We start from the raw sequence: 25,215 nt of genomic DNA on the forward strand, positions 1-25,215 counted from the left end.
CCAGTGCCTTTGAAATGCCAAACCGCTCCCATATACGGAAGGAGCACGGCAGGGTTGCAAGAAAGGCGGAGCGCCCGCGCCGCAAACCCGCTTGCCGGCAAGGGGTGTTAAAGTGTGGCCGCTACACGCACGGCCGTGATTCTGAAGCCCCGGCAGTCTGGAGAGATGTTGACAAGGTCCTCGCATAAGGACAGATGTCAGTCTGTTATTTGGTCAATGATTTTGCAAGAGGTCGCATGAAGGTTAAGCTGCTGTCCATAATTTTGGCTCTTGTCACGGCGGTCAATGCGGCCGCACTCGAACTGCCCGCGCCGCCCGTGCTGGCGCCATCGCAGACACAGGTCCAGACCGCGCAGATGACTGCGCAAATCCTCAAGCGCTTCCCGTACCAGCCCGCGCATCTCGATGCCGCCATGTCGGAGCGCATCTTCCAGCGCTATCTGAAGTCGCTGGATCCGGAAAAGTATTTCTTCGTGCAAGCCGACATCGACCGTTTTGCCGACGCGCAGGCCAAGCTGGGCGACCAAATCGAGGAGGGCGATCTGCATGTTGCCTTTGACGTTTTCAACCTGTACGAACGGCGCGTCATCGATCGCCTGTCCTATGCGCGTGAGCTGCTGAAAAAGGGTTTCGACTTCTCGAAACAGGAGGGCTTCGAGTTTGATCGGGAAAAGGCCGCGTACCCGAAAAGCGAAGACGAAGTGCGCGAGCTGTGGCGCAAGCGCGTCAAGAACGATTGGCTGCAACTGAAGCTGGCCGGCAAGAAAGACGCCGCCATCCGCGAGACGCTGGAGAAACGCTACGGCAACCTGCAATCGCGTGTCTCCAAATACAAGCGCGAAGATGCCTTCCAGGTGTTCATGGATGCGTTTGCCACCGCCGTCGACCCACATACCGATTATTTCGGTGCGGCAGAATCGTCGAATTTCGACATCGCCATGAAGCTTTCCCTGCTCGGCATCGGCGCCGTGCTGCAGGAGAAGGATGAATACGCGACGATCCGCGAACTGGTCCCCGGCGGGCCGGCGGCATTGTCGGGCAAGCTGCAGGCCGGCGACCGTATTGTCGGCGTGGGGCAGGGCAAGGACGGTCCGATCGTCGATGTGGTCGGTACGCGGCTGGATGACGTGGTGGACCTGATCCGCGGGCCCAAGGGTTCCATTGTCCGCCTCGACATCATGACCGCCAGCACCGGTCCGGATGCCAAGCACAAGCTGGTGACCCTGGTGCGCAACAAGATCAGCCTGGAACAGCAGGCGGCGAAGAAATCCATCATCGACGTCAACGACGGCGGCACTGCTCGGAGGGTGGGCGTCATCTCGCTGCCCGGCTTCTACCAGGATTTCGATGCCAAGCACCGGGGCGAGAAGGATTTCCGGAGCACGACGCGCGATGTCACTCGCCTGGTCGAAGAGCTCAAGAAAGAAAAGGTCGATGCCTTGCTGATCGACCTGCGCAACAACGGTGGCGGCGCACTTGATGAAGCCGTCGCCCTGACCGGCCTGTTCATTGGCCAGGGGCCGGTAGTGCAAGAACGCAGCGCGCAAGGCCAGGTGCGGGTCGACAACAGCAATGCGGCCAAGCCCATCTGGAACGGTCCGCTTGGTGTCCTGATCAATCGGGCATCCGCATCCGCATCCGAAATATTTGCTGCGGCGATCCAGGACTATGGCCGGGGCGTCATCATTGGCGAGCAAAGCTTCGGCAAGGGCACGGTGCAGGCCATCGTCAACCTGGACCAGCTGGCGCAGCACAACAAGCCTGAATTCGGCGAACTGAAGATGACCATCGCGCAGTTCTTCCGGATCAACGGCGGCACGACACAACTGCGCGGTGTGACCCCGGATGTCGGCTTTCCGCCGATCTCGGATACGGAACGCCTCGGCGAGTCCAGCTATGACAATGCCTTGCCGTGGACGCAGATCAAGCCCGCCAGCTACAAGCCTGCTGGTGACATGGTCAGCATCCTTGCGCAACTGACGCAACGCCATCAGGCAAGGGTCGCGAAAGACAAGGATTTCCAGTACCTGTTGGAGGATATCGCCGCACTCAAGGCGCAGCGAAAGAAAGCGCTGGTTTCCCTGAATGAAGCGGAGCGCGCGGAGGAGCGCAGCAAGCGTACCGCCACGCTGAAGCTGCGCGAAGCGAACAATGCCAACAGCAACGCCAACAGCAAAGACAACGTGCCGAGCAAGACAAAAACGGCGGCCGCGAACGAGAGCGAATCACTCGATGCGGCCCTTGCGGGGGAGAGCGATGACGACACGATCGGCGAGAAGCAGAAGAAGGATGCAAAGGATGTGTGGCTGATTGAAGCCGCAAACGTTACGGCAGACGTGGCCGGACTCCGGCGCGCCACCGTCGCGCGCGCCGGCAGCGCAGCACCCATCGTCAAATGATCTTGTCAGACCGTACGAAAAAGCCGGTGTAACAACGGCAACATCGAACATGTCGGTGGCTTCGTGCCCGGCAGGAAGTTGCTGAAATCTGCTCCGGAAAGTGTTGCATCTCGTAAAATGAGCATGCCCGCAGAGACCAGGAAATGACGACTCTGCATAGGGTCTGCCAAGCAATACATTGCACAGTTTTCTCGGGCATGGCGGGTGCATTGCAAGCAGCGAAGGCCTTGCATTGCATCCCGCCATGTCCGGCAAAATGCATAATGTATTCCTTGGCAGGCCCATAACACTTCGAACTGGACAAATCCGCATGCAGTCGCCAGCAGTTCTCCGCAAGCCCGACACCCTCCGCAGCTACGTGGAAAATTACCTTCGCGAATCCATCATGGAGGGGCGCTTCCTGCCCGGGCAGCGCCTTGTCGAACGAGAACTGTGCGAACTGCTGGACGTGAGCAGGCCCTCGGTCCGCGAGGCGCTGAGAAAGCTGGAAGCGGAAAAGCTCATCGTCATCGTGCCACATCGCGGGCCCATGGTTGCCTCGATCTCTGCGCAGGAAGCCAGAGACTTGTATGCGATCCGAGCCCTGATGGAAAGCTACGCGGTGCAGGAATTTTCTCGCCTCGCCAGCAATGAACAGGTCAGCCGGCTGGAGGCAACGGTCAAGCGGCTCCATATCGAAGCAGAAAACCCCGACCGCAGGCGCCTGCTGAAGGCGAAGGCCGATTTCTATGATGTGATCCTGGGCGGCTGCGGCAATGCACTGGTCAGTGAAATGTTGCTGAACCTGCTGTCGCGCATCAGCCTGTTGCGTGCAACCTCGTTCTCGCGCCATGACCGGCTTCCGGAGAGCCTGAAGGAAATCGATCAGCTGTTTGCGCTGATCAAGGCGCGCAACCCGGAGGGCGCACGCGAAGCAGCGCGCCTGCACGTCGTCAACGCGGAAAAGGCGGCCATGGCAGTGCTGAACCAGGAAGACACAGCGCCGATCGCCGCCGGCAAATAATCGGGCCTGATTCGCGGTTCATGGACCTGCCGCACTGCAGGATTCCCACATTCACTTCACAACCGGAACTCGCAAGGGCTGGCCCAGTCCATTCAAGTCTCCAGACTTGTTTAAAATGAAAGGCCACATCCATGCTGTCATCCACCGGATACGGTGTGACCAACGCGCACGAACCACTCAGCCAACTCGACTTCACGCGCCGCGACCTGCGGGCGGACGACGTCCAGATCGACATCCTGTACTGCGGCGTCTGTCACTCCGACCTGCATACGGCCCGCAATGAATGGGGCAATACGGTTTACCCTGTTGTGCCCGGGCACGAAATCATCGGCCGCGTCGCCGCAGTCGGCGGCCAGGTCAGGCGCTTTAAAAAGGGCAACCTGGTTGGGGTCGGCTGCATGGTAGATTCCTGCCAGCATTGCAGCGCCTGCGCGGAGGGGCTGGAGCAATACTGCGAGAACGGTTTCGTCGGCACCTACAACGGCGAGGAAATGCATAGCGGCGGCATGACCTACGGCGGCTACGCCAACAACATTGTGGTGCGCGACAAGTTCGTTCTCAGCATCCCCGACAATCTCGATCCGGCAAGCGCCGCCCCCTTGTTGTGCGCGGGCATTACGACTTGGTCGCCTCTGCGGCAATGGCAAGTCGGCCCTGGAAAGAAGGTCGGCATCGTCGGTCTTGGCGGTTTGGGTCACATGGGCATCAAGCTGGCGCACGCCATGGGAGCGCAGGTCGTGCTCTTCACCACTTCGCCCGAGAAGCGGGAGGATGCGACGCGGCTCGGTGCCGACGAGGCGGTCGTGTCCAGGAATGCGAGTGAAATGGAAGCGCACCGTAATTCGTTCGATTTCATCCTGGACACCGTCGCTGCACCGCATCCGCTCGATCCGTTCATCGAACTGCTCAAGCGTGACGGCACCATGACGCTGGTCGGTGCGCCGGCCTCGCCGCACCCGTCGCCGCAGGTGTTCAACCTCATCATGAAGCGGCGGCGACTGGCCGGCTCATTGATCGGGGGCATTGCCGAAACGCAAGAGATGCTGGATTTTTGCGGTGAACGCGGCATCATTTCCGACATCGAGATGATCCGCATCCAGGACATCAATACGGCCTATGAGCGCATGCTCAAGGGTGACGTGAAATACCGCTTTGTGATCGACATGGCTTCGCTCAAGCAACGTGCGTGATTGCACAGGCTCGTTCGGGGCACTGCGGAAGAAGTTCGACGCGTGCCTTCCTGACGGGCCGTTTGCCCTCATACCTGCCAGTCCCCATCCTCTCACAGCGTGTTGAAAAACACCTGCGTCAGCCGATTCTAGGCACTGCGGTGCTCTGCGCACTGCTCGTACGCGCGCGCTCCTCGCACCTACGCGGGCCGATCACAATCTCCGCCCGCCCGCGGCGTTTTCAACACCCCGCTGGCAAAAGCGCTTTGCAGATCGGTTGATCACGAGCGCGAAATCCCATCCAGGTAACCTGCACTTCCCCCGCCATTTGCCGTATACAAGCTCGTTAAATATACTGGTACACTCTATTTACGCATGCGCGGTTCGTACTGTTGCAATGCGGAAAAGAGTTTGGAGGCATGATTGACATTCGTTAACGTGACAACGGAAATTTTCCTGCGCCGTCACTGGCATTTTGCCTCTGAAGAGCCTGAAAACTCTGCTTGCTGGATCTAAATGTAAGGCTATGCTTATTTCAAATGCGTGCTATAGTACTAGTACATAAGGCGAAATGTTAGCCACCAAGTGATAACCAGCAAAAAGGAGTGAAGAATGGTGAAGGCAAGTTACGCGGCATTGACGGAAGGTGAGGTGTACGTTCCCGGTCTGCCGACCGAATATGTCGCGCAGACCTACGGTATTCCGCTTGATCAGATTGCCAAGCTCGGTTCGGCGGAAAACCCGCACGGCCCGTCACCCAAGGCGCTTGCCGCAGTGACCGCGGCGGCGGGGCGCATCGATATTTATCCGGACTGGACCGCCAAGCGCCTGCGCGAGGCAATCGGCCAGAAATACGGTTTCGATCCTGACAATGTCGTGTGCGGCTCGGGTGAAACCGAGGTCATTTCCATGGTCATTCGCGCTTTCGCAAAGCCCGATGAGCCGGTCCTGATGCACAATCCCTGTTTCCCGCTGTATCGCATCTATTCCAACTGCGAAGGACGTCGCCCGGTGTTTTCGCAGATGGGCAAAGACTTTGATCCGCTGATCGACCAGTACATCGAGACGATGAAAAAGGTGAATCCGAAGATTGCCTTCATCACCAATCCGCACAATCCGAGCGGGCGCATGGTCACGGAGGAAGAGGCGGTGCGAGTCTGCGATGCAGCCAGCGCGGATACGCTGGTCGTGCTGGACGAGGCGTATGTCCACTATACGGAAAACGAATTCGGCATGAAACTGCTGCCGAAATACCCCAACCTGATCGTGCTGCGTACGTTGTCGAAGGCTTTCGGCCTGGCCGGCCTGCGTATCGGTTTCGGTATTGCGGCGAACAACAATTTGATCCTGCCACTGCGGCATATCAAGCCGACCTGGAACATGGGGCAGCTCCAGATCGCGGGCGGCATCGCCGGCATCAACGACGACGAGCATGTGAATCGCGCAGTGAAGACAGTCGTGGAAATGCGTGCCTACGTGGCCGACCGGATGGCTTCCCTGCGTGGCTTCCGCATGGTGCCGGAATCACGGGCAAACTTCTTCCTGACCGAGATCCTCGCGCCCGAGCTGGATTCGACCAAGGTCTTCAACGAGCTGCTCAAGCGCGGCGTCATCGTCAAGGACGGCTCCGACATTCCGGGCCTCGGCAGCCGCTACTTGCGTGTGGACGTGAACCTCAAGAAGCACATGGACCGTTTTGTTTCGGCCCTGGCCGACATCAGGATTGCATAAGAGGACGCAATGACAGTGAACAGGATGCTCATCGGCATTGATGTGGGCGGCACCTTTACCGATGCCGTGGTGCTCGATGCCGACGGCAGCAGCGTTCTGATGGCGTTCAAGCTGCCTTCGACGCCATCCAATCCGGGCGATGCGGTGATTGGCGCGCTGCAGAGGATTGCCGATCGCCTGGACGTACGCGGCGCGCTCGTCTGCCATGGAACGACGGTCGGAACCAATACGCTGATCGAGCGCAAGGGCGCCAAGGTCGCTCTGCTGGCCACGGCGGGGTTTACCGATGTCATCGAGCTGCGCCGCCAGAACCGCCCCACGCTCTATGATCTGTCAGTCCAGGTCTCGGAGCCGCTGGTACCGGCCGAGCGGCGCATCGGCGTCAACGAACGGATGGATGCCGAGGGCAATGCCGTCACGCCGCTGACCGACGAGGCCGCCGTCATCGACCGGCTTCGCGCCGCCGGGGTCGATGCGGTCGCTGTCGCATTCCTGCATGCCTATGCCAACCCGGCACATGAGCAGCAGCTACGGCGTGCCATCGAGAAGGCCCTGCCGCAAGCGTTCGTCACCGTTTCCAGTGACGTCTGTCCTGAATTCCGCGAGTACGAGCGCACCAGCACGACGGTCGTCAATGCCTACATCGGCCCGGCTGTCGGCCGTTACATTCGTGGCATCGCCGACAAGGCGCGCACCATGGGCGTGCAGGACCTGATGATCGTCAAGTCCAACGGCGGCCTGACATCGCCGGAGAATGCGGCGCACTATCCGGCGCACCTGATCGAATCCGGCCCAGCTGCGGGCATGATCGCCACCGCAGCGTATGCACGCGCCACCGGCCGCAAGAATGCGATTGCCTTCGATATGGGCGGCACAACCGCCAAGGCCGGAGTGATCCAGGACTTCAAGCCGAAGGTGACCGACGAGTTCCTCGCCGACCAACTGGTCAACGGCAGGAATGTCGGTGGCTATCCGATCCGCAGTGCCGTGCTCGACATCATCGAGATCGGTGCGGGCGGCGGCAGCATCGCCTGGATCGATGGCGGCGGCGTGCTGAAAGTGGGCCCCGAGAGCGCGGGCGCCAATCCGGGACCGGCCTGCTACTCGCGCGGCGGAAAACTGCCGACCGTCACGGATGCCCATGCGGTCATCGGCACGCTCAGCCAGGAAACCTTCGAAGGCAGCGGCGTCGCGTTTTCACGCGAGCTTGCGGTAGAAGCGATCGAGACGCATATCGCCACGCCTATGGGCTGGTCGGTGGCACGCGCGGCGCACTCCATCCTCGAACTGGCCGTGGCGAGCATGACTGAAATGGTCCGCCTCGCCACTGTACGTCGCGGCCTCGATCCGCGCGAATTTTCCATCGTGGCTTCCGGCGGCGCCGGTCCTCTGCATGCGGCGTGGGTCGGTGCCGAATCCGGTGCGAAGGAAGTCGTGATTCCGCCGCTTCCCGGGATGTTTTCGGCGCTCGGGGCCGTGCTCGGCGAAGTGCGCCACGATCTGTCGCAAACCCTGCTGTGCGCGACCCGTGAACTGCGCGCGGAGGTGCTCGAGCAGGCGTTCGCGCGCTTGAAAGACAAGGCGGATGCCCTGCTTGAAAACGAGCCGCGCAGCAGCAGTCCGGCGAGCTTCGAGCGCTTTGCCGATCTGCGTTTTGCCGGCCAGCTCTTCGAACTGCGCGTGCCGCTCGGCGCGTATGGCACGTCGATGCCGTCCGCCGAGGAAATCGAGCGGCGCTTCCGGGGAATGTATGTATCGGAATTCGGTTTCGATCTTGCCGAGTCCAAGGTGCAACTGGTGAATCTGCATTTGGTGACATCGCTACCCATGGGTGGCTCGACGGCACGCATCTTTTCGACCGAAGGCGCAACTGCAGCGACGACGCGTGCTTATCGCACACAGCGTTTCCTGCGCGCGGACGGCGGTGAGGAAGCCTTGCCGGTCTACCGCACTGCGGACTGCATCGGCGCCGACCTCGCAGGGCCGCTGCTGATCGAGCACTCCGGATCGACCGTGTGGGTGCGTGCCAGCCAGTACGCGAAAATCGGCGCCGACGGCAGCGTCGCCTTCCAGATCATGGGGAGTGGCAAATGAACGCTACAGAACACCGCATCCAGTCGCGAAGCGTGCTGGACAGCGATCCGGTGACCTTCGAGGTCGTCAAGAGCGCGCTTTACGCAATCTGCACCGAGATGAAAAGCGTGATCATGCGCACTTCGTTCTCGCCGTTGTTGAGTCTCTCCGCGGACCTGTCCTGCGTCGTCCTGGACCGTGATTGCAACGTCATTGCGCAAGGCGTCGACATTCCGGTGCATCTCGGTGCCGCACGGTTTACCGCGATGTCCGCCGTCAAGGCATTCCCGCGCGAGACATGGTGCGAGAAGGATGCCGTGCTGCTCAACGATCCCTACGAGGGCGGGACGCACTTGCCGGACATGTCGCTGCTGACGCCGGTCTTTGCCGAGGGGGCATTGATCGCATTTGTGCTGAGCCGCATCCACTGGCCCGACATCGGCGGCATCGCCGCCGGCAGTTCCTCCGTCTGCGACGAAATCATCAAGGAGGGATTGCGCGTTCCTCCGGTCAAAATCATTGAAGGCGGCGTGCTGCGCGCAGACGTGTTGCGCCTGATCCTCGCCAATGTACGTGTGCCCGCCGACCGCAAAGGTGACTTCCATGCTGCGCTGGCAGGGCATGCCCGCGCCACCGAGCGCATGCTGGAATTGTGCGGCAGGTATGGTGCGGACGTGGTCACCGGCGTGATGGCGGATACCCAGACCTATAGCCGCAGGCTGGTGGATGGCCGCCTGCTTGCGCTGCCCGATGCGGATGTCTCCAACGAAGAAACACTCGACGGCGATGGGATCGACGATGACGTGGCACCGGTGGTCAAGGTGCGCATACGCAAGACGGGATCGACGATGTCCTTCGACTTCACCGGATCATCTCCGTGCGTGCGCGGGCCGATCAACGCGCCGATTCCGATTACCTCCGCTGCTGTGTATTACACGGTGCTGAGTTTCGTCGGTGGAGATATTGCACCGAATTCCGGCGTGTATTCGGGGATCGAGATCATCGCGCCGGAAGGTACGGTCGTGAATGCGACCTATCCCGCACCCGTCGTGGCAGCCAACACCGAGACGGCGAACCGGATCGTGGACATCCTGATGGGCGCATTGGCGAAGGCCTTTCCGGAGAGAGTGTCGGCCGGAAGCTATGGCTCCGCTTGTGTCTACACCTTTGGCGGATTTGATCCGGTGCGCCAGCGCGCTTTCGTCCATTACGAGACGATCGGCGGTGGCATGGGCGCCACGGCGCAAGGCAGCGGACCAAGCGGATTGCGGGTCCACATGGGCAATACCATGAACCTGCCGGTCGAGGGCATTGAAGCAGCGTTGCCCGTGCGCTACCTGAACTACGAAATCGTCCGCGAGAGCGCCGGCAACGGCCTTCACCGCGGCGGCGCGGGTGTGCGCAAGACCTTTACTACATTGATCGAGGGCGTGGAGGCATCCGTGCTCGGCGAACGCACGCGAACGGCAGCGCACGGCGTATCGGGAGGTGAATCGGGCGGCCTGGCGTCGTTCAGGCTCATTTCTCGCGACAGCACGCGTGAACTCGCCGCCAAGAGCGGGCCGCATATTCTCGCGAAGGGCGACGTGCTGGAAATGATCACCGCAGGCGGTGGCGGATGGGGTGCGCCACCGGAAAACCAGAAACAGTAAGCAGGTTTTACCAAAGGAGACTGAGCTATGAATGGCAAGAAGGCCCCGCGTGTTCCGTTGCGTGTCGCTCTGCTCGTACCTTCATCCAATACCGTGATGGAGAACGACCTGCACGCCGCACTTCCGAAAAGCAACTTCACCGTGCACGCGGACCGCATGTATCTGGTCGAGTGCACGCGTGATGCCGAACGCCGCATGATCGAGCAGTTCGCACCGCAAGCGGCTGGCGATCTGGGCACATTGAATCCCGATTTGCTTGTGTTCGGCTGCACCTCGGCCGGTTCGCTTTTCGGTCTCGACTACGACGCCAAGGTCTGCCGGGACCTGGGTGAGCGTGCGGGCTGCACCGGCATGGGCGTCATTTCCTCCGTGGCGAAAGCGCTCGAGAGGCAGGGCGCAAAGCGCTTGGCGGTCATCACGCCGTACAACGAGGATCTGACGCGCTCGGTCGCCTCGGCCGTGGCCGATGGCCGCGAGATTGTCGGCGCATATGGCATGGGCATCGAGGACAATGTGGCGCTCGCCGATCCGACTCCGGAGGACATTGTCGCTTTCGCCCGCGAGTGCCTGGCCGGAAAAAGTTTCGATGGCATCTTTGTTTCATGCACCAATTTCCGTGCGTATGAGGCCAGGGAAGCACTGGTCGAAACGTTCAATGTCCCCGTGGTGACGAGCAACAGCGCGGTCATCGACGCGATCCAGCAATTCCGGAATGCGCGCATGCAGACGGACGGCTGATTTTGCCGCTGCACGCCGAAGCAGGACTGCACATTTTCCATGTGCATACGATCGACAAATATAACCTTGGAGGTAAGACAATGAAGCATCTGTTAACCGCAAGCATTATGGCCGCGTCGGCTCTGCCCGGGCTCGCATTGGCGCAAGTCTCCGATGACGTTGTCAACATCGGTGTCATCGTCGACAAGACCGGCGTGTATTCCACCAACGGCGGCCCGGGCGCCGTGAAGGCCGTCGAAATGGCGGTGAAGGATTTTGGCGGAAAGGTCAACGGCAAACCCATCAATGTGTTCTCCGCTGACTACCAGAACAAGGTCGACATCGCGATGTCCAAAGCGCGCGAATGGATCGATCGTGACAAGGTCGACATGATCATCGAATCGACCGACTCCGCCGCCGCCATTGCAATGCAGCGCTTGGGCGCGGAGAAGAAGCGCATCATGATCTTCGCCGGGTCAGCGACCACCGCGCTCACCAACAAGGAATGTTCGCCGTACGGTATCCACTATGTGTATGACACCTATGCGCTGGCGACCGGCACCGGCCGCGCCATCACGAAGGACGGGGGCGATACCTGGTATTTCATCACCGCGGACTATGCATTCGGCCATTCGCTGGAAGCGGATACGGCAAGGGTCGTCCAGGAGCTGGGCGGAAAGGTGCTGGGAAGAAGCCGGCATCCGCTAAGCGATTCGGACTTCTCCTCCTATCTGATCCAGGCCCAGGCATCGAAAGCGAAGGTCGTCGGCCTGGCCAACTCGGGCAAGGACATGCAGAACTCGGTGCGCCAGGCGGCTGAATTCGGCCTGACCAAAGGTGGTCAGAAACTGGCCACCCTGCTGGTCTTCGATGCCGACATCAAGGGGCTGGGATTGCCGACCGCCCAGGGTCTGCTGTTCACCACCGGCTTCTACTGGGATTACAACGACGAAACCCGCGCCTGGTCCAAGCGCTTCTACGCCGAGAACAAGTTCATGCCGACCATGATCCAGGCCGGCGCCTACTCGGCGACCATGAACTATCTGAAGGCAATTCAGGCGACCGGCACCGACAATCCCGATACGGTGATGAAAAAGTTGAAGTCGACCGAAATCAACGATTTCTTCGCCAAGGGCGGCAAGATCCGCGCGAACGGCCGCATGGTGCACGACATGTATCTGGCTGAAGCGAAGAAGCCTTCGGAATCGAAGGAAGACTGGGACATCATCAAGATCAAGCAAGTGATCCCGGGCGAACAGGCTTACCAGCCGTTGAGCGAAAATACCTGTCCGTTGAAGTGATGTCGTGAAGGTTCGGACCGGGAGGTCCCGGTCCGGTCATCGCAAGACAGGTGAGCACCAGTCTTGCGATAGTGCGAAATTCTTGCCTCTCACTTCGTCGTGCTCGAGAAGGCGGGAGCCCATGAAGGCGATGCTCCCGTCTGGACTCTCATCATCTCAGCATGGGTTCCCGCCTTCGCGGGAACGACGGGGAGAGGTGAGGGCACTGATCAGTGCCCTGGCCCGCCTGCGAAGGTCGATGTGTCTTCGAATTTTTATCGACTTGCTCAGATCACGGTGCCATAAGCGAGCGAAGGCGCGCTGCCGATGGTCGCAAGCCGGGTCAGTCCTTCCTCCAGCAGGGCGCGGTTCGCGCATGCTCCGAGGCTGATGCGGTAGGCCGCGGGCAAATCGGCAAGGGAAACCGCGAAGTGCGATGCCGGCGAAACGCGCACGCCCATCTGCGCTGCCTGCGCCGCAAATTCTTCGGCCGACCATCCCGTTGGTACGGATATCCAGGCGTGATAGGCAGGTAAGGTGCTCTTGCGAACGCCTCCGAGCAACCGCTGCGCCAGCGCGAATCGTGCAGCCGCTTCTGCCCGATGGCGCGCAATGCATTGCTCCATCACGCCATTGGCCAGCATGCTTGCTGCCAGCTCCGAATAAAAACCCGGCCCGGTCCACTGGGTGCTGACGAGTGCATCGTGAAATGCGCTGAAAACCTGTTCAGGCAAGACGGCATAGCCAAGGCGGAATCCCGACGCGACGCATTTGGAAAAGCCGGTAAGGTGAATTGTCCGCTCTGGAGCGATATCGGCGATCGATGGCGTCCCGTCATTGGCAAGCGGGATATTGACGCCGTCTTCGATAATCCAGGCATCGCTTTTCCGGCACACTTCCGCCAAGGCTTGCCGGCGCTTTTCGCTGAGCGTTGCCGTCGTCGGATTTTGCGTCGTCGTCGTAATGATCACGACCTTTGCCTCGGAGCGGCGCAACTCGCTCTCCAGACCGTCGGGAGTGATCCCTTCCTCGTCGCATTTCGCCCCGACCAGTTTTACGCCGCGGTACTCGGCAATGCGCTTGATGCCGGTGTAGGTCAGCGGCTCGCAAATCGCAGACTCTCCGGCCCGCAGGAGAACGCCGAATGCGGCCAACAGCCCCTGGTGCACGCCATTGGTGACCAACAGGTTTTCCGGCCGCGCCCTGGTGCAGAATTGCGCGATCCACGCCGCGCCGAGTTGCCGGTGGTGCGGCGAGATCGCGTAGGAAGAGTAATTGAAAAGGTCGCGCGACAGGCGCTCGGACGGAATGCGCGCAATGGTGTCGGCAAGCAGGTCCGCGACGATGTCCGGCGGCAGCGTATTGATGGACAGGTCGATGACGTCGGGTGCGGGGACTTCTACATTGCGTTCCCGTATGAAGGTGCCGCTGCCCACGCGTGCGTCGATGATGCCGCGCCGGGCCGCCTCGGTCATCGCCTTGGTGACCGTGGCAATCGTCACGCCGAACATGTCGCCGAGTTCGCGGTGAGACGGAAGCCGGTCGCCGGGGCACAACTCGCCTTTCTCAATGCCGCTTTCCAGTGCCTCGACCAGGGCCATGTATTTCGGTCCGCCAGCGGACCGGATCGATGGAGTCCATTTCTTTTTCATGGGACGAGTTTCTGGCCTTTTGGTGTTCTTGTGCGCAGCTTGTCGAGTCTCGCGCTCGAAGGTGCATCCGAAAGACCGGCGGCAAGCTGCCAGGAAATGTACTGGTGAAAATGTACTAGTATTATAAGGCCGGCAGTAGATTTGCACACCCACAAATTATCGGTGAGCTCGCACCTTCGAAACCAGCCAAGCGGAATGTGCGGAACAAGCAAGCACTCCTTGCGCGAGCGCAAACCCGCGCCCTAGTAAAGTTTTCGTCGAGACATATACTGGACTCGATCTTCCTTTGCATGCCGCTGAACACGAACAAGATCTCACTCAAGAAGGGACGTGGCTATGAATATCACCTGGTCACTTTTGGCAGCGCTCGGCACATCATTCGTGCTCGCCCATCATGTCCATGCTGCCCCATCAGCCCCATCGACAGCAAACAATGACGCAACGCTGATCGAGCGTGGAAAGTATATCGCCCAGCTTGGCGACTGCATCGCTTGCCATACCGCGAAGAATGGCAAACCGATGGCAGGCGGGCTCGAGCTGAAGACGCCCATGGGCACCATTTACTCGACGAACATCACGCCAGACGTCGATGCCGGCATCGGCAAATATACTTTCGAGCAGTTCGACCGCGCGATGCGCAAGGGTGTCGCCGCTGACGGGCATAACCTGTATCCGGCCATGCCCTATCCCTCCTATGGCAAATTGACCGAGGAGGATATGCGGGCCTTGTACGCCTATCTGATGGGTGGAGTGCAGCCGGTGCGGCAAGCAAACAAGTCATCGGAAATGCACTTCCCATTCAACCAGCGATGGGGCTTGTCGCTCTGGAACTGGGTGTTCCTCGACACGACACCCTTCAAGGCCAATCCGCAAAAGGATGCAGTCTGGAACCGGGGCGCGTATCTGGCGCAGGGACTTGGGCATTGCGGTTCCTGCCATACGCCGCGCGGCTTCGCGTTCCAGGAAAAGGCGATGGACGATGCCGGTTCGAACGGACAGCTCTATCTTGCCGGCGAAACGGTGGAAGGCTGGCGCGCGCTCAGCTTGCGCAACCTTTGGACGGTGCCGGATACGGTCCGGCTGCTGAAGACCGGCCAGAACCGCTTCGCCACGGTGTCAGGCAACATGGCCGATGTCATCCATCACAGCACCCAGCACTTCTCGGACAGTGATCTGACAGCCATCGCCACATATCTCAAGTCCCTGCCGCCGGGCAAGGATGATCTGCCGATGCCCGCAGCCCCTGTCGCGCCGGCTCCCGCTGAGGCAGCGATACCAGGCGATCTGTTCACAACGCGAGGCGGACTGGGCTATGCGCAGTTCTGCGTTGACTGCCACCGCCGGGACGGCGCCGGGGTCAAGGAGATGTTCCCGACATTGGCGGCAAACCCGAGTATTACCTCCGCCAATCCGGCGACGCTGCTGCATATCACGCTGACCGGATGGAAAACCGCTGAGACTGCCGCGTACCCGCGGGTGTACACGATGCCCGGTTTCGCACGCCTGTCGGATCGGGAGATAGCGGAGATCCTGACTTTCGTGCGCGCCAACTGGGGCAACAAGGCATCGCCGGTGACGCCGGAACAGGTCAAGAAGGCACGGGCGGAACTCGATCCGAAGATAACGGACACTTCGAAGTTCGAAACACCCCGCCTGGCGGACATGCTTTCTGCCGCGAATGCTCAGCAGCTTGTGCGCGGTATGCGCCTGCATCTTGAGACGAAGGACCTGCTGCCGAATAACGTCGCCAACTCGCTGAACTGCACCAGCTGCCACCTCAATGCAGGAACCGTGGCGGACGGCTCTCCGTTCGTGGGCGTTTCCGCATTCTTCCCGAGCTACGCGCCGCGTGCCGGCAGGGTAATCAATCTCGAAGAGCGCATCAATGGCTGCTTCAGGCGTTCCATGAATGGCAAGCCGCTGCCCGTGGATTCCGACGACATGAAAGCGATGGTCGCGTATTTCGACTGGATGAAAGGGCAGACCAAACCTGAAGACAAAGTGGCCGGACGTGGTGTTGGCAAGGTCGATCCTGCCATCAAGCCGAACGTGGAGAACGGCAAGCAGGTGTATACGAAGCAGTGCGCCGTATGCCATGGCGATGACGGCCAGGGGCTCAAGCGGGATGATGGAACGCTGGTCTTCCCGCCGCTATGGGGGGATCAATCATTCAATATCGGCGCAGGCATGGCACGCACCTACACGGCCGCAGCGTTCGTCAAGCGCAACATGCCGATCGGCTTCCATGAGAAGTTCCCGTTGGGGCAGGGAGGCTTGTCGGATCAGGAAGCGGTCGATGTGTCGGAGTATTTTTCGCACCAGCCACGCCCGGACTTCCCGGACAAGGTAAAGGACTGGCCGAAGGATAAAAAACCGGTGGATGCTCGCTACTGACAGGAACGTGCGGATGGGAAGGAAAGTTACGCCCATCCGCACCTTGATTGAACGTTGTTACGGATGCGGTGTTTCCGGTGCATAGAACGCGTTCAGCCGATCGCCTCTACCGGCGCCTGGTGCAGGCAGACAATCTCGTCATCCGCATCGCCCCAGCGCGGAAAACGCGTCAGCACAAGCGGATCGTGCCCCGGTACGAAATGATCCGGGCTGTCGCAGAGCGAAAGCAGCCGCTGGAAGCCGTTCAGCATGTCGCCCACATGCAAGACGATCGGGAAGGGCGAGGTGTTGCGGATGTTCTCGTAAAAGTGGCTGGCATCGGACGCCAGCATCACCCAGCCGCGCGCAGTGTGCACGCGCACTGCCTGCAGGCCCGCCGTATGGCCACCGACGTGCACCAGCTGGATTCCCGGCGCAATGTCTGCGTCGCCTGAATAGAACTCGATCCTATCGTTGTAGACGCCGCGCACGATCTCGACCACGTCGTCCACCGAATACGCGCTCCGCAGCAAAGGGTGTTTCATGTAGGACCCCGTCGCGTACTGCAATTCCTTTTCCTGCAGATGGATACGCGCGTTCGGCAGCAGGTTCACATTTCCGGCGTGGTCATAGTGCAAGTGCGTGATGATCACGTCCGTGACATCATCCGGCGCGATGCCCAGGGCGGAAAGCGCACCGATCGGGCAGCGCAGGAAAGTGCGCTTGCGCGCCTCCGCTGCAGTACGGTTGAATCCCGTATCGACCAGGTAGGTGCGGTCCTGCCCGCGAATCACCCAGACGAAATAATCCATCGGCATCGGCCCATCGTGCGGATCGTGGATCATGAAATTCTCCGCGCGACGCCGTTCGACGGTCGCGTAGCGCAGCGCGAAGACTTCATATTCCTGGATGCCGGTTGAGGCGGACGTCTTCATGGATTCTCCTTTCCGGTCAGGCTTGCATGTACCTGCTCCATCACAGGCCGCAGGTGACGCAGCAAGCCGGCGGGGTTTTCGATCATCGGGAAGTGTCCCAGGTCGGGCATCTCGGTGAACACGGCGCCGGGAATGAGATCGGCAACGCGCTGCGAGTCGGCCGGGCTGGCCGAATAGTCGTAGGCGCCGGTCAGCAGGTGGATCGGCTTGCTGGTGCCGTCGAGTCCTGCGAGATCGTGTTCCGCATCGAATTCCTCGCTATAGAACGCCAAGTCGCCGGAGTAGACCTGGAAACCGCCCTGCGAATAAATCCATGCCGCGATACGACGCTGGCGCAGCGGACTGGACGGGCTCATCAGGCCGCGCACATAGCTCGGATTGTGGGCGGCCTGGTTGGTCTGCGGATGTGCGAGATAGGGCGTTTTCCTTCCCACCGCGCGGAAGGGCGCTTCAAGCGCGACGATGCCGGCGATGTCGTCCGGATGCTGTCTGCCGAGGGCGAGCGCCATGGCTGCACCCATTGAGCAGCCCAACACGACCGTGGGCCTTTTGATGACGGTGTGGATGAAAGCTGCGCAAGTCGCGGTATACGCATGTTTTGTCAACCGGTAGCCTTGCCAGAGGCCGTCGGTGTTGGGCAGGCTACGGCCGTGCGCCGGCATGTCGAAAGCGTACATGTCCCAGCTTGCACGCAATCCGGTGTCCGTCATCAGCGGATGAAACTGGCGTGCATCGGCGCCAGCGGTGTGCAGCATTAGCAAGGCTGGCCCTTGCGGGTTGCCGGAGCGTTCGTAGTAGACGGCGTTTTCCGCTTCCGGGCAATCTTCCAGGCGAATGTAATGGCCGCTGAGATGTTCCATGCCGGCCAGCGGCGCAACGTCATCATCGGACTGGCCGCGCAACAGTTCAAAAAAGCGTTCCAGCGCGTGCAGCGACTGGGCGACGTTGACCGCCTCGCCTTCGAGCGAAAGGCGGGCCGGATCGCGTGCCGCGGCAGTGAAGGAGTGAAAGCCGACGGGCGGACAGGGGAGCGTGAATTCTTCCCAAACGCGCTCGTCCGCGCACAGCTGGACCAGCATGGGTGCCGCTGCCGTATCGAGCAGGTGCAGCACGGGCGCGTCCTTGCCACGCCCGATGCGCAGCCCGATCTGGAACGGCAGGCCGGCAATGGCCTGAATGAACTCGGCGTCCGCGCGCGCTGCGTCGATCGCAGCGCGGATGCGGACAACCAGGCTGTCATTCATTCGTCTTTACCTTCCAGGAAGCGGTACATCTCGGTATGGTCGGCACCCTTGCCAAGTTTTTCATTGGCATCGCGCCAGAGCTGCAGCACTTCGTCGCCCAGCTGCATCGGCTGCGACACCGACTTGCCCAGGCCCATGGCAATACCGAGGTCCTTTGCCATCAGCGCAAGCGAAAAGCCCGAATTGAATGCGCCCGAGAGCATGAACTGCTTGACCTTGTTTTCCGTCGTATTGTTCTTGGCGGTCGAGTTGTTCATGACGTTCACCATGGCTTCGGGATCGAGTCCGAAGGCCTTGCCGACATGCAGCGCTTCCGCTGCCGCAACGAGACCGGCGGCGGAGACGTAGTTGTTGAGCGCTTTCATCGCATGCCCTGCACCTGCCTTGCCGACTTGTGTGATGTTCTTGCCCATCGTCTTCAACACCGCGTCGCAACGCGCCGCCACTACAGGATCACCACCGACCATGATCGCGAGGGATCCGTCGACTGCGCGCTTGACCCCACCCGACACCGGTGCGTCAAGATAATCGATGCCCATGTCGGCCAGCGTGGCCGCGAGCTGCCGTGAACGCATCGGTTCTGATGAGCTCATGTCGATGAGCACGGCGCCGCGCTTCATCGAGGCGGCAACGCCCGGCTTGGCGTCGGTACCCAGGACGGTCGCCTCGACGGCGTTGGAATCCGGCAGCATGGTGATGACGATGTCGGCATCGGCGAATTGCGTGGGCGAAGCGCCCTGCACCGCGCCCGCGTGCTCCGCGACGAAACGCGACACCGTCTCCGTGTTCAGGTCGCTCACCGCGAGCTGGTGGCCAGCCCGCGCCAGCAGATGCGCCATCGGGTAGCCCATCATGCCAAGCCCGATAAATCCGATTTTCATGGATCAGATCCCCATTTCCTTGAACACTTCCTTGGCGGTGCGGAATGCGTCGATGGCCGCCGGCACGCCGCAATAGATCGCGGTCTGCAGGAAGACTTCCTTGATTTCATCCTTGCTCAGGCCGTTGTTGATGGCGCCGCGCACGTGCAGCTTGAGCTCATGCGGACGGTTCAGCGCGGTGATCATCGCCAGGTTCAGGAAGCTGCGGGTGCGGCGGTCCAGGCCCGGACGGTTCCATACGTCGCCCCAGCAGTACTGGGTCACGAGTTCCTGCATCGGCATGTTGAACTCGTCGGCGTTCTTGATGGATGCGTCGACATATTCTGCGCCCAGTACTTCACGACGGGTCTTGAGGCCTTTTTCAAACAGTTCCTTGTTCATGTACATGCTCCTTCAGGTGGGTGAGGTGTGTTCATGGTGCTTGAGCACCGCCGCGGCGGTCTTGTCTTTTCCGCACGGACAATGTGCCGGAGTGCAAGGCGCCCGGCGCGCTTGACGGCATTCGCGGTGCGTCTGGTATGAGCAGACTTTATCGATTGTCATACAATCTGTCAATCAGACTAAAGTGCAAATACCGATAGCTGATAATCAGGCAATGAAAATTCCCTAAGCTGTTTCCACCGATCAGGAATTGGCCGCGCAAGGAGACAAGATCTTCTGACGAATAACTGTTTGACCGATGCGCCGCAGGAAAAGCTCGGACCTCTTCAGGCTGCCCAATCTGAAGAGGTCCGACATCGCCCCATGGTGGCCATGCGATGGCCATATGGTGATCACATCGTGTTGCGATCAAGGCTGCCCGAAAATCTGCTGCAGCTCCTGCTGGATCTCCTTCGCCGTCTCCGCTGTATCGATCTTGCGCGCCAGATGCATGTTCAGATGACGCTCCACCACACCTTTGGAACCCACGATCCCGGCCTTCGGATTCTGCCCATACCAGTCAATGCCGGCGTAGTAGGCCGTGTGGTTCTGTCTCAATACGTTCACGACATCAGGATAGGCCTTGATCGAGCCGGCATGGCTGAAGAACAGGTCGATCGCTTCCTTGTTGTCATACAGCGCCAGTCCGCCCAAGGCAGCCGCTTCGAGGCCAGCGGCATAGTGGTCCCGGGTGAAGAGGAACTGCACAAACTTCTTCGCCTCCGCCTGGTGCTTCGACTTCTCGAAAATCGCCCATCCCTTGTTGTTCTGCTGGGTGATCTGCAAGCCGGCATCCGATGGAATGACAGCGCCAACCTGACCGGCCTTTTCGGGATGCGCATCATGGAATTGCGTGAGCGCGACCGATTGCGAAATGGCCATCGCAGGAGAGCCTTGGGCAAAGCTGCGATTCACCTCGGCATACGCGGCATTCAGCGATCCGGGCGGCGTGTATTTGAACAGCTCGCTGTAAATATCAATGGCCTTGCGGCTCGTCTCGTTGTCGAACGCCACCTTGCCGTCGCGGGTGAGCATGTGGCCGCCGTTGGAATACAGGATCATTTCGTAGACCATGCGTAGCGACCAGTCGCCCTTGCCCGGTATCGCGATGCCGTATTCACCTTTTTCCGGCTTGTGCAGCACTCTCGCCGCATTGATGACATCAGTCCAGCTCTTCGGCTCTTTCAGCCCGGCAGCGGCGAAACGGTCCTTGCGCCAGAACAGGTAGCGCGGCTGCCGCATTGCCGGCACGCCGAGGTATTTGCCGCGATAGCGCCAGGCGCTCAGGCCGTCGGCCTGGAACTTGTCTTTTCCGAGAGCTTCCACCACGTCGTCCATCGGCGCGAGGGAGCCGCCTGGAAGATCATTCACCCAAGCCGCATAGGCGAAGAACATCCAGGTGATATCCGGGGTCGTGCCCGATGCGATCGCGGCCGGCCACTTGACATAGGCATCGTTCGGCGACATCTGGATGACATCGACGCTGACGTTCGGATTGGTCTTGTGATAATCCGCCGCCGCTTTCTCCAGCCAGGTCTTGTATTGCGAACGCGAATCGGTGAACCACAGCGTGAGCTTGACAGGCTCTTGCTGCGCGAGCGCGCCATAGGGCGCAAGCAGCGCGCCGAGCAAGGCAATCGCGGTCCATTTGCGCAAGCACGCGATGATCGATGAATACATGTCCCCTCTCCCTGATTAGATAGTGCTTTCCCTTTGCTTCTCGGCCAGTTCAAGAATCGCGCCTTGCGAGCGCAGTCGCGCCTGCAAGGAACGCACATCCACTTTCCGCACATCGCCCCCATGCTGCAAGGCTATGACCGAGGCAAGCCCTGCCGCTTCTCCCATAGCAAATGCCGTTGCGGACACGCGCACCGATGCCTGCGCCTCGTGCGTTGCCGAGATGCAGCGCCCGGCGACAAGAACGTTCCTCAGTCCGACCGGCGTCATGGCCCGATACGGAATCCCGTAGTACTCGCCATCCTCCAGAAACTTCCACACGGTCTTCAAGCCATGGCCATGCAACTCCACAGGCCATGCGCTGCAGGCGATGCCATCCTCGGGCTTCACACCCGCCAGCACTTCGTCCGCCGTCAATGCATGATCGCCGCGGATCAGGCGGCTTTCCCGTATTCCGATCTGCGCGCCGATGTCCACCACGCGCGCATCCTTGAACCCGGGCATGTGCTTGCGCAACACGGACTCGTACAGAAATACCTGTCGGCGTCCCACACGCTCAGCCTCGGATAGTTCGCGCGGATCGGTCAGGTCGAAGGGACGCCCGTCGTTGCGTGCGACCTTGGTGGCATTCAGGTGCACCACGCCGTTGATCGGATGCGGGTAGAGCGCAACCATCGTGCGCGGCAAGGGTGTGCCTTCATTGACGACAGTTTCCAGCCGCTGGCTGATTTCATCGCGAGACAAGGTGCCGAACTGCTGCATGTCGACATTCGCCATGCGGAACATGCTGGAGCCGAACTGGGTGATGCCGCCCGACCCGAGTTCGTAGGGCGCGCCCGCGCGTGCCGCCACGTCGCCATCTCCCGTGCAATCGATCACCACGCGCGGACGTACCGCGAAACGTCCGCCCTTGTTCTCGAGCAGGACGCTGTCCACGCGTCCATCCTCGGTCAGCACATCGGCGACCCAAGTATGGAACAGCACGTCGACACCGCGCGCCTCCAGCATCTCGTCGGAAACCAGCTTGACCAGGGTCGGGTCGTAGGGCAGCGACGCCACTTTCATCCATCGGCGTGGTGCGGTAATGCCGTCGCGTTGCTTCAGCCGGTCAGCGAATTCATTGAAGAGACCGCCAACAACGGGAATCAGGCGCTCCGGGGTGACCGTCCACACGCCGCAGAACCCTCCGAGGGTCACGGCGGATAGCGTGCCGCCCAAAAAACCCCAGCGCTCCAGCAGCATCACGGATGCGCCAGCTTGCGATGCGGCCACAGCCGCGGCGATCCCGGCCGCACCGCCACCCGCAACGAGCACGTCCGGCTCGGCAATGACCGGGATATCGCGTGCCGGTTCACGTACGGTATTGGCCATCATGCAGTCTTTCCCAACGCCGTTTCCTGTCGTGCCAGTTCGATGCGGGCGCCGCTGTCGGAACGGAAGAGATGCGCGCGCGACAGGTCAAATTCAAGGAACACCTGGTTGCCGATCTGGTACCGCCGCTCGCTGTCGAGCTTGACACGCAGCGTGGCGCCCTCCGTCACGACCGAGATCACCTGCTCGGTGCCGAGGCGCTCGACCAGGTCGACGCGTCCGGGCAGCCCGCTTTGTCCCAGCGCGACATATTCCGGGCGAATGCCCAGCAGGACATCCGGCGGCAGATCGGCCAGCGCCGATCCCAGCCATTCCCGCGTTCCCGCAAGCGGTGATCCGCCGAGTTGCAGCCCTGCAGCACTCACTTTCACCGACAGCAGGTTGATCGCCGGGGTGCCGACAAAGCCGGCGACGAAGGTGTTCGCCGGCGCATCGTACAAATCGTCGGGCGTGCCGTCCTGCTGGATGCGCCCCTGGTTCATCACGATCACGCGCGTGCCCATGGTCATTGCCTCGATCTGGTCATGCGTCACGTAGATGAACGTGCGCTTGAGCCGCTGATGGAGACGAATGATTTCGGCGCGGGTTTGCGCGCGCAGTTGCGCGTCGAGATTGGACAGCGGTTCATCCATCAGGAACACCGAAGGGTCGTGGATCATCGCGCGCGCAAGCGCCACGCGCTGGCGCTGCCCGCCGGAGAGTTCGCGCGGCTTGCGATGCAGCAGGTTCTGCAGGTCGACTGCCTTCGCCACTTCGGCTGCCCGCGTACGGCGTTCCTGCTTGCGCCGGCGGGCCTCCGGCATCAGCCGGCTGATCAGCGGAATCTCGTAGTACCACGGATTGCGCATGCGCAGCGGGAAGCTGATGTTGTCGGCCACCGACAGGTGCGCATACAGCGCATAGCTCTGGAACACCATCGCCACATCCCTGCTGCGCGGAGGCAGGTCGGTGATATCGCGCTGATTGATGCGAATACGGCCGGCGCTCGGCTCCTCCAGTCCGGCGAGGAGCCGCAGCAGTGTGCTCTTGCCGCAGCCGGAGGGGCCGAGCAGCACAACGAATTCACCGGGCGCGATCGAGAGGTTCAGGTCCGGCAGGACCGTGTGGCCGCCGAAGCTCTTGACGATGCCGTTGATCTCGATGTGCGGCCGCGATTCATTGAATGGAGTAACGGACATTTTTCACCTGTGTGTCATCCAGCATGGCCAGCATCCCGCGCTCCTTGCCGATCCCGCTTTCCTTGTAGCCACCGAACGGCGCATCGACCGAGGCCTTGGCACCATGGTTGATGCATACCGTGCCGGCCTGGATCAGGCGCGTCATGCGCATGGCCCGGGCGGCATCGCGCGTGAAGATGGAAGCGGCCAGGCCGTAGGGAGAATCGTTGGCAATGCGAACGCCTTCCTCTTCAGTATCGAAAGTCAGGACCGTCTGCACGGGCCCGAAAATCTCCTCGCGCGCCACGCGCATGCTGTTGTTCGCGCCAAGGAACAGGACCGGGTCCATGTAGAAACCGCGCTGCAGCTCCGCACGGCCGCTGAGATCGACATGACGCACCGTTTGCACACCTTCTTCCTGCGCAACCTTCAGATAGGAATGGATGCGCTCGACCTGGGTCTTGTTCACGATCGGCCCCATTTCCGTGTCGTTGTCCTGCGGGCGGCCGATCTTCACGCCGGCCACTTTTTTGCTCAGCTTCTCGAGGAATTCTTCAGCGATCGGGCGCTCCAGCACGAGGCGCGTGCAGGCTGCGCAGACCTGCCCGGTATTGCGCGTCATATCGTTGTATGCCGTCGTGACGGCCGCGTCGATATTGCTATCGGCGAATACCAGCAGCGGAGACTTGCCGCCCAGTTCCAGGGTGAGGCGCTTGATGCTGTCCGCCGCGGCACGGAAGATGGCCCGGCCGGTGACAGTGCCGCCGGTGAAAGAAATTTTCGCCACGCCCGGGTGGCGTGCCAGGGCCTCACCAGCCTCGGGGCCGGTGCCATGCACGATATTGACGACGCCCGGCGGAATGCCGGCTTCCATCACGGCCAGACCGAGTTCGGTGGTGGAGAGCGGCGTCACTTCCGAAGGCTTGATGATGACCGTATTGCCGGCAGCCAGCGCGGGGGCCATCTTCAATACTGCGAGGCTGACCGGATAGTTCCATGGCACGATCAGACCGCAGACACCGAGCGGTTCGCGCAACGTGAAATCCATCAGTGTCGGATCGGAGATGTTGATGGTTTCCCCGGTGAGCGAGAGCAGGACGCTGGCGTAATACTCGATGGTCGGCGCCAGCGAGATCGTCGATGCGCGCGATTGCTTGATCGGCTTGCCCACGTCGAGCATTTCGATCTGGGCCAGCATTTCCGCCTTGTCGTTCAGGATCGATGCAAGCCGCATCAGCGCCTTGCTGCGTTCGCGCGGCGTGGCCTTGCCCCACGGCCCCTCGAAGGCGCGCCGCGCCGCCTGCACCGCACGATCGACATCCGGCGCGCTGGCGCGCGCCACCTGTGCCAGTACTTCGCCGGTGTCAGGATTGATGGTTGCAAATGTTGCGCCCGACTCCGACGGCATTTCCTTGCCGTCGATCAGCAGGGGGTAGGGCGTCTGGCGGATAAAATTCGGTAATGTCTGGTCCATCGATATG

Annotated in this window: 18 protein-coding genes; 9 read left to right on the forward strand and 9 right to left on the reverse strand. The window is 61.0% G+C overall.

All coding sequences use genetic code 11. From position 1 onward, the window contains the following. Positions 1 to 236: 236 nt before the first annotated feature. From VJ698_RS04285 to VJ698_RS04320, 8 genes are all read left to right on the forward strand, one after another. Entirely contained in the window at positions 237 to 2,399 is a 2,163-nt protein-coding gene (locus VJ698_RS04285) for a carboxy terminal-processing peptidase (protein WP_324101451.1), read from the forward strand. A gap of 310 nt (positions 2,400 to 2,709) precedes the next feature. Beyond that, positions 2,710 to 3,402, forward strand: coding sequence for a GntR family transcriptional regulator (locus tag VJ698_RS04290; protein ID WP_324101452.1), 693 nt, complete (start codon positions 2,710 to 2,712; stop codon positions 3,400 to 3,402). A 131-nt stretch (positions 3,403 to 3,533) separates the two neighbouring features. Continuing rightward, positions 3,534 to 4,592 carry an NAD(P)-dependent alcohol dehydrogenase gene (locus VJ698_RS04295; RefSeq protein ID WP_324101453.1) on the forward strand — a complete coding sequence of 353 codons (1,059 nt, stop codon included), beginning with the start codon at positions 3,534 to 3,536 and terminating at the stop codon, positions 4,590 to 4,592. 591 nt (positions 4,593 to 5,183) lie between these two features. Further along, positions 5,184 to 6,302 carry a histidinol-phosphate transaminase gene (gene hisC, locus VJ698_RS04300; RefSeq protein ID WP_324101455.1) on the forward strand — a complete coding sequence of 373 codons (1,119 nt, stop codon included), beginning with the start codon at positions 5,184 to 5,186 and terminating at the stop codon, positions 6,300 to 6,302. A gap of 9 nt (positions 6,303 to 6,311) precedes the next feature. Next, the gene (locus VJ698_RS04305; protein WP_324101457.1) at positions 6,312 to 8,396 is read left to right on the forward strand and encodes a hydantoinase/oxoprolinase family protein; all 2,085 of its coding nucleotides are present in this window, start codon (positions 6,312 to 6,314) and stop codon (positions 8,394 to 8,396) included. Then, positions 8,393 to 10,027: a hydantoinase B/oxoprolinase family protein gene (locus VJ698_RS04310; protein ID WP_324101458.1), complete on the forward strand. Its 1,635-nt coding sequence runs from the start codon at positions 8,393 to 8,395 to the stop codon at positions 10,025 to 10,027. Before VJ698_RS04305 ends, VJ698_RS04310 begins: the two co-directional genes overlap by 4 nt. A gap of 27 nt (positions 10,028 to 10,054) precedes the next feature. Continuing rightward, the gene (locus VJ698_RS04315; RefSeq protein ID WP_324101459.1) at positions 10,055 to 10,765 is read left to right on the forward strand and encodes a hypothetical protein; all 711 of its coding nucleotides are present in this window, start codon (positions 10,055 to 10,057) and stop codon (positions 10,763 to 10,765) included. Between the two features lie 80 nt (positions 10,766 to 10,845). After that, the gene (locus tag VJ698_RS04320; protein WP_324101461.1) at positions 10,846 to 12,045 is read left to right on the forward strand and encodes an ABC transporter substrate-binding protein; all 1,200 of its coding nucleotides are present in this window, start codon (positions 10,846 to 10,848) and stop codon (positions 12,043 to 12,045) included. Positions 12,046 to 12,311: 266 nt separating this feature from the next. On the opposite strand, the gene VJ698_RS04325 is transcribed toward VJ698_RS04320, so the two are convergent. Beyond that, positions 12,312 to 13,676: a PLP-dependent aminotransferase family protein gene (locus VJ698_RS04325; protein ID WP_324101463.1), complete on the reverse strand. Its 1,365-nt coding sequence runs from the start codon at positions 13,674 to 13,676 to the stop codon at positions 12,312 to 12,314. 336 nt (positions 13,677 to 14,012) lie between these two features. Between VJ698_RS04325 and VJ698_RS04330 the strand changes: the two genes are divergently transcribed. Next, the gene (locus VJ698_RS04330; RefSeq protein WP_324101494.1) at positions 14,013 to 16,070 is read left to right on the forward strand and encodes a c-type cytochrome; all 2,058 of its coding nucleotides are present in this window, start codon (positions 14,013 to 14,015) and stop codon (positions 16,068 to 16,070) included. A 92-nt stretch (positions 16,071 to 16,162) separates the two neighbouring features. Here VJ698_RS04330 and VJ698_RS04335 read toward each other — a convergent pair whose 3' ends face one another. From VJ698_RS04335 to VJ698_RS04370, 8 genes are all read right to left on the reverse strand, one after another. Then, the gene (locus VJ698_RS04335; protein WP_324101464.1) at positions 16,163 to 16,984 is read right to left on the reverse strand and encodes an N-acyl homoserine lactonase family protein; all 822 of its coding nucleotides are present in this window, start codon (positions 16,982 to 16,984) and stop codon (positions 16,163 to 16,165) included. Next, positions 16,981 to 18,228 carry an alpha/beta hydrolase gene (locus tag VJ698_RS04340; RefSeq protein WP_324101465.1) on the reverse strand — a complete coding sequence of 416 codons (1,248 nt, stop codon included), beginning with the start codon at positions 18,226 to 18,228 and terminating at the stop codon, positions 16,981 to 16,983. The genes VJ698_RS04335 and VJ698_RS04340 overlap by 4 nt, the downstream gene beginning before the upstream one ends. Then, positions 18,225 to 19,109: an NAD(P)-dependent oxidoreductase gene (locus VJ698_RS04345; protein ID WP_324101466.1), complete on the reverse strand. Its 885-nt coding sequence runs from the start codon at positions 19,107 to 19,109 to the stop codon at positions 18,225 to 18,227. The genes VJ698_RS04340 and VJ698_RS04345 overlap by 4 nt, the downstream gene beginning before the upstream one ends. A gap of 3 nt (positions 19,110 to 19,112) precedes the next feature. Beyond that, a complete protein-coding gene (pcaC, locus tag VJ698_RS04350; RefSeq protein WP_324101467.1) occupies positions 19,113 to 19,490 on the reverse strand; it encodes a 4-carboxymuconolactone decarboxylase in 378 nt (125 codons plus the stop codon). A gap of 408 nt (positions 19,491 to 19,898) precedes the next feature. Beyond that, the gene (locus VJ698_RS04355) at positions 19,899 to 21,209 is read right to left on the reverse strand and encodes a sugar ABC transporter substrate-binding protein (protein ID WP_324101469.1); all 1,311 of its coding nucleotides are present in this window, start codon (positions 21,207 to 21,209) and stop codon (positions 19,899 to 19,901) included. Positions 21,210 to 21,224: 15 nt separating this feature from the next. Beyond that, positions 21,225 to 22,580: an FAD-dependent oxidoreductase gene (locus tag VJ698_RS04360; protein ID WP_324101470.1), complete on the reverse strand. Its 1,356-nt coding sequence runs from the start codon at positions 22,578 to 22,580 to the stop codon at positions 21,225 to 21,227. Beyond that, the gene (locus tag VJ698_RS04365) at positions 22,577 to 23,755 is read right to left on the reverse strand and encodes an ABC transporter ATP-binding protein (protein ID WP_324101471.1); all 1,179 of its coding nucleotides are present in this window, start codon (positions 23,753 to 23,755) and stop codon (positions 22,577 to 22,579) included. Before VJ698_RS04365 ends, VJ698_RS04360 begins: the two co-directional genes overlap by 4 nt. Further along, a complete protein-coding gene (locus tag VJ698_RS04370) occupies positions 23,733 to 25,208 on the reverse strand; it encodes an aldehyde dehydrogenase family protein (protein ID WP_324101472.1) in 1,476 nt (491 codons plus the stop codon). Before VJ698_RS04370 ends, VJ698_RS04365 begins: the two co-directional genes overlap by 23 nt. Between the last annotated feature and the right edge of the window lie 7 nt (positions 25,209 to 25,215).

It is taken from the genome of Noviherbaspirillum sp., assembly GCF_035254685.1.
In the GTDB taxonomy this organism is placed as follows: Bacteria; Pseudomonadota; Gammaproteobacteria; order Burkholderiales; family Burkholderiaceae_D; genus Noviherbaspirillum.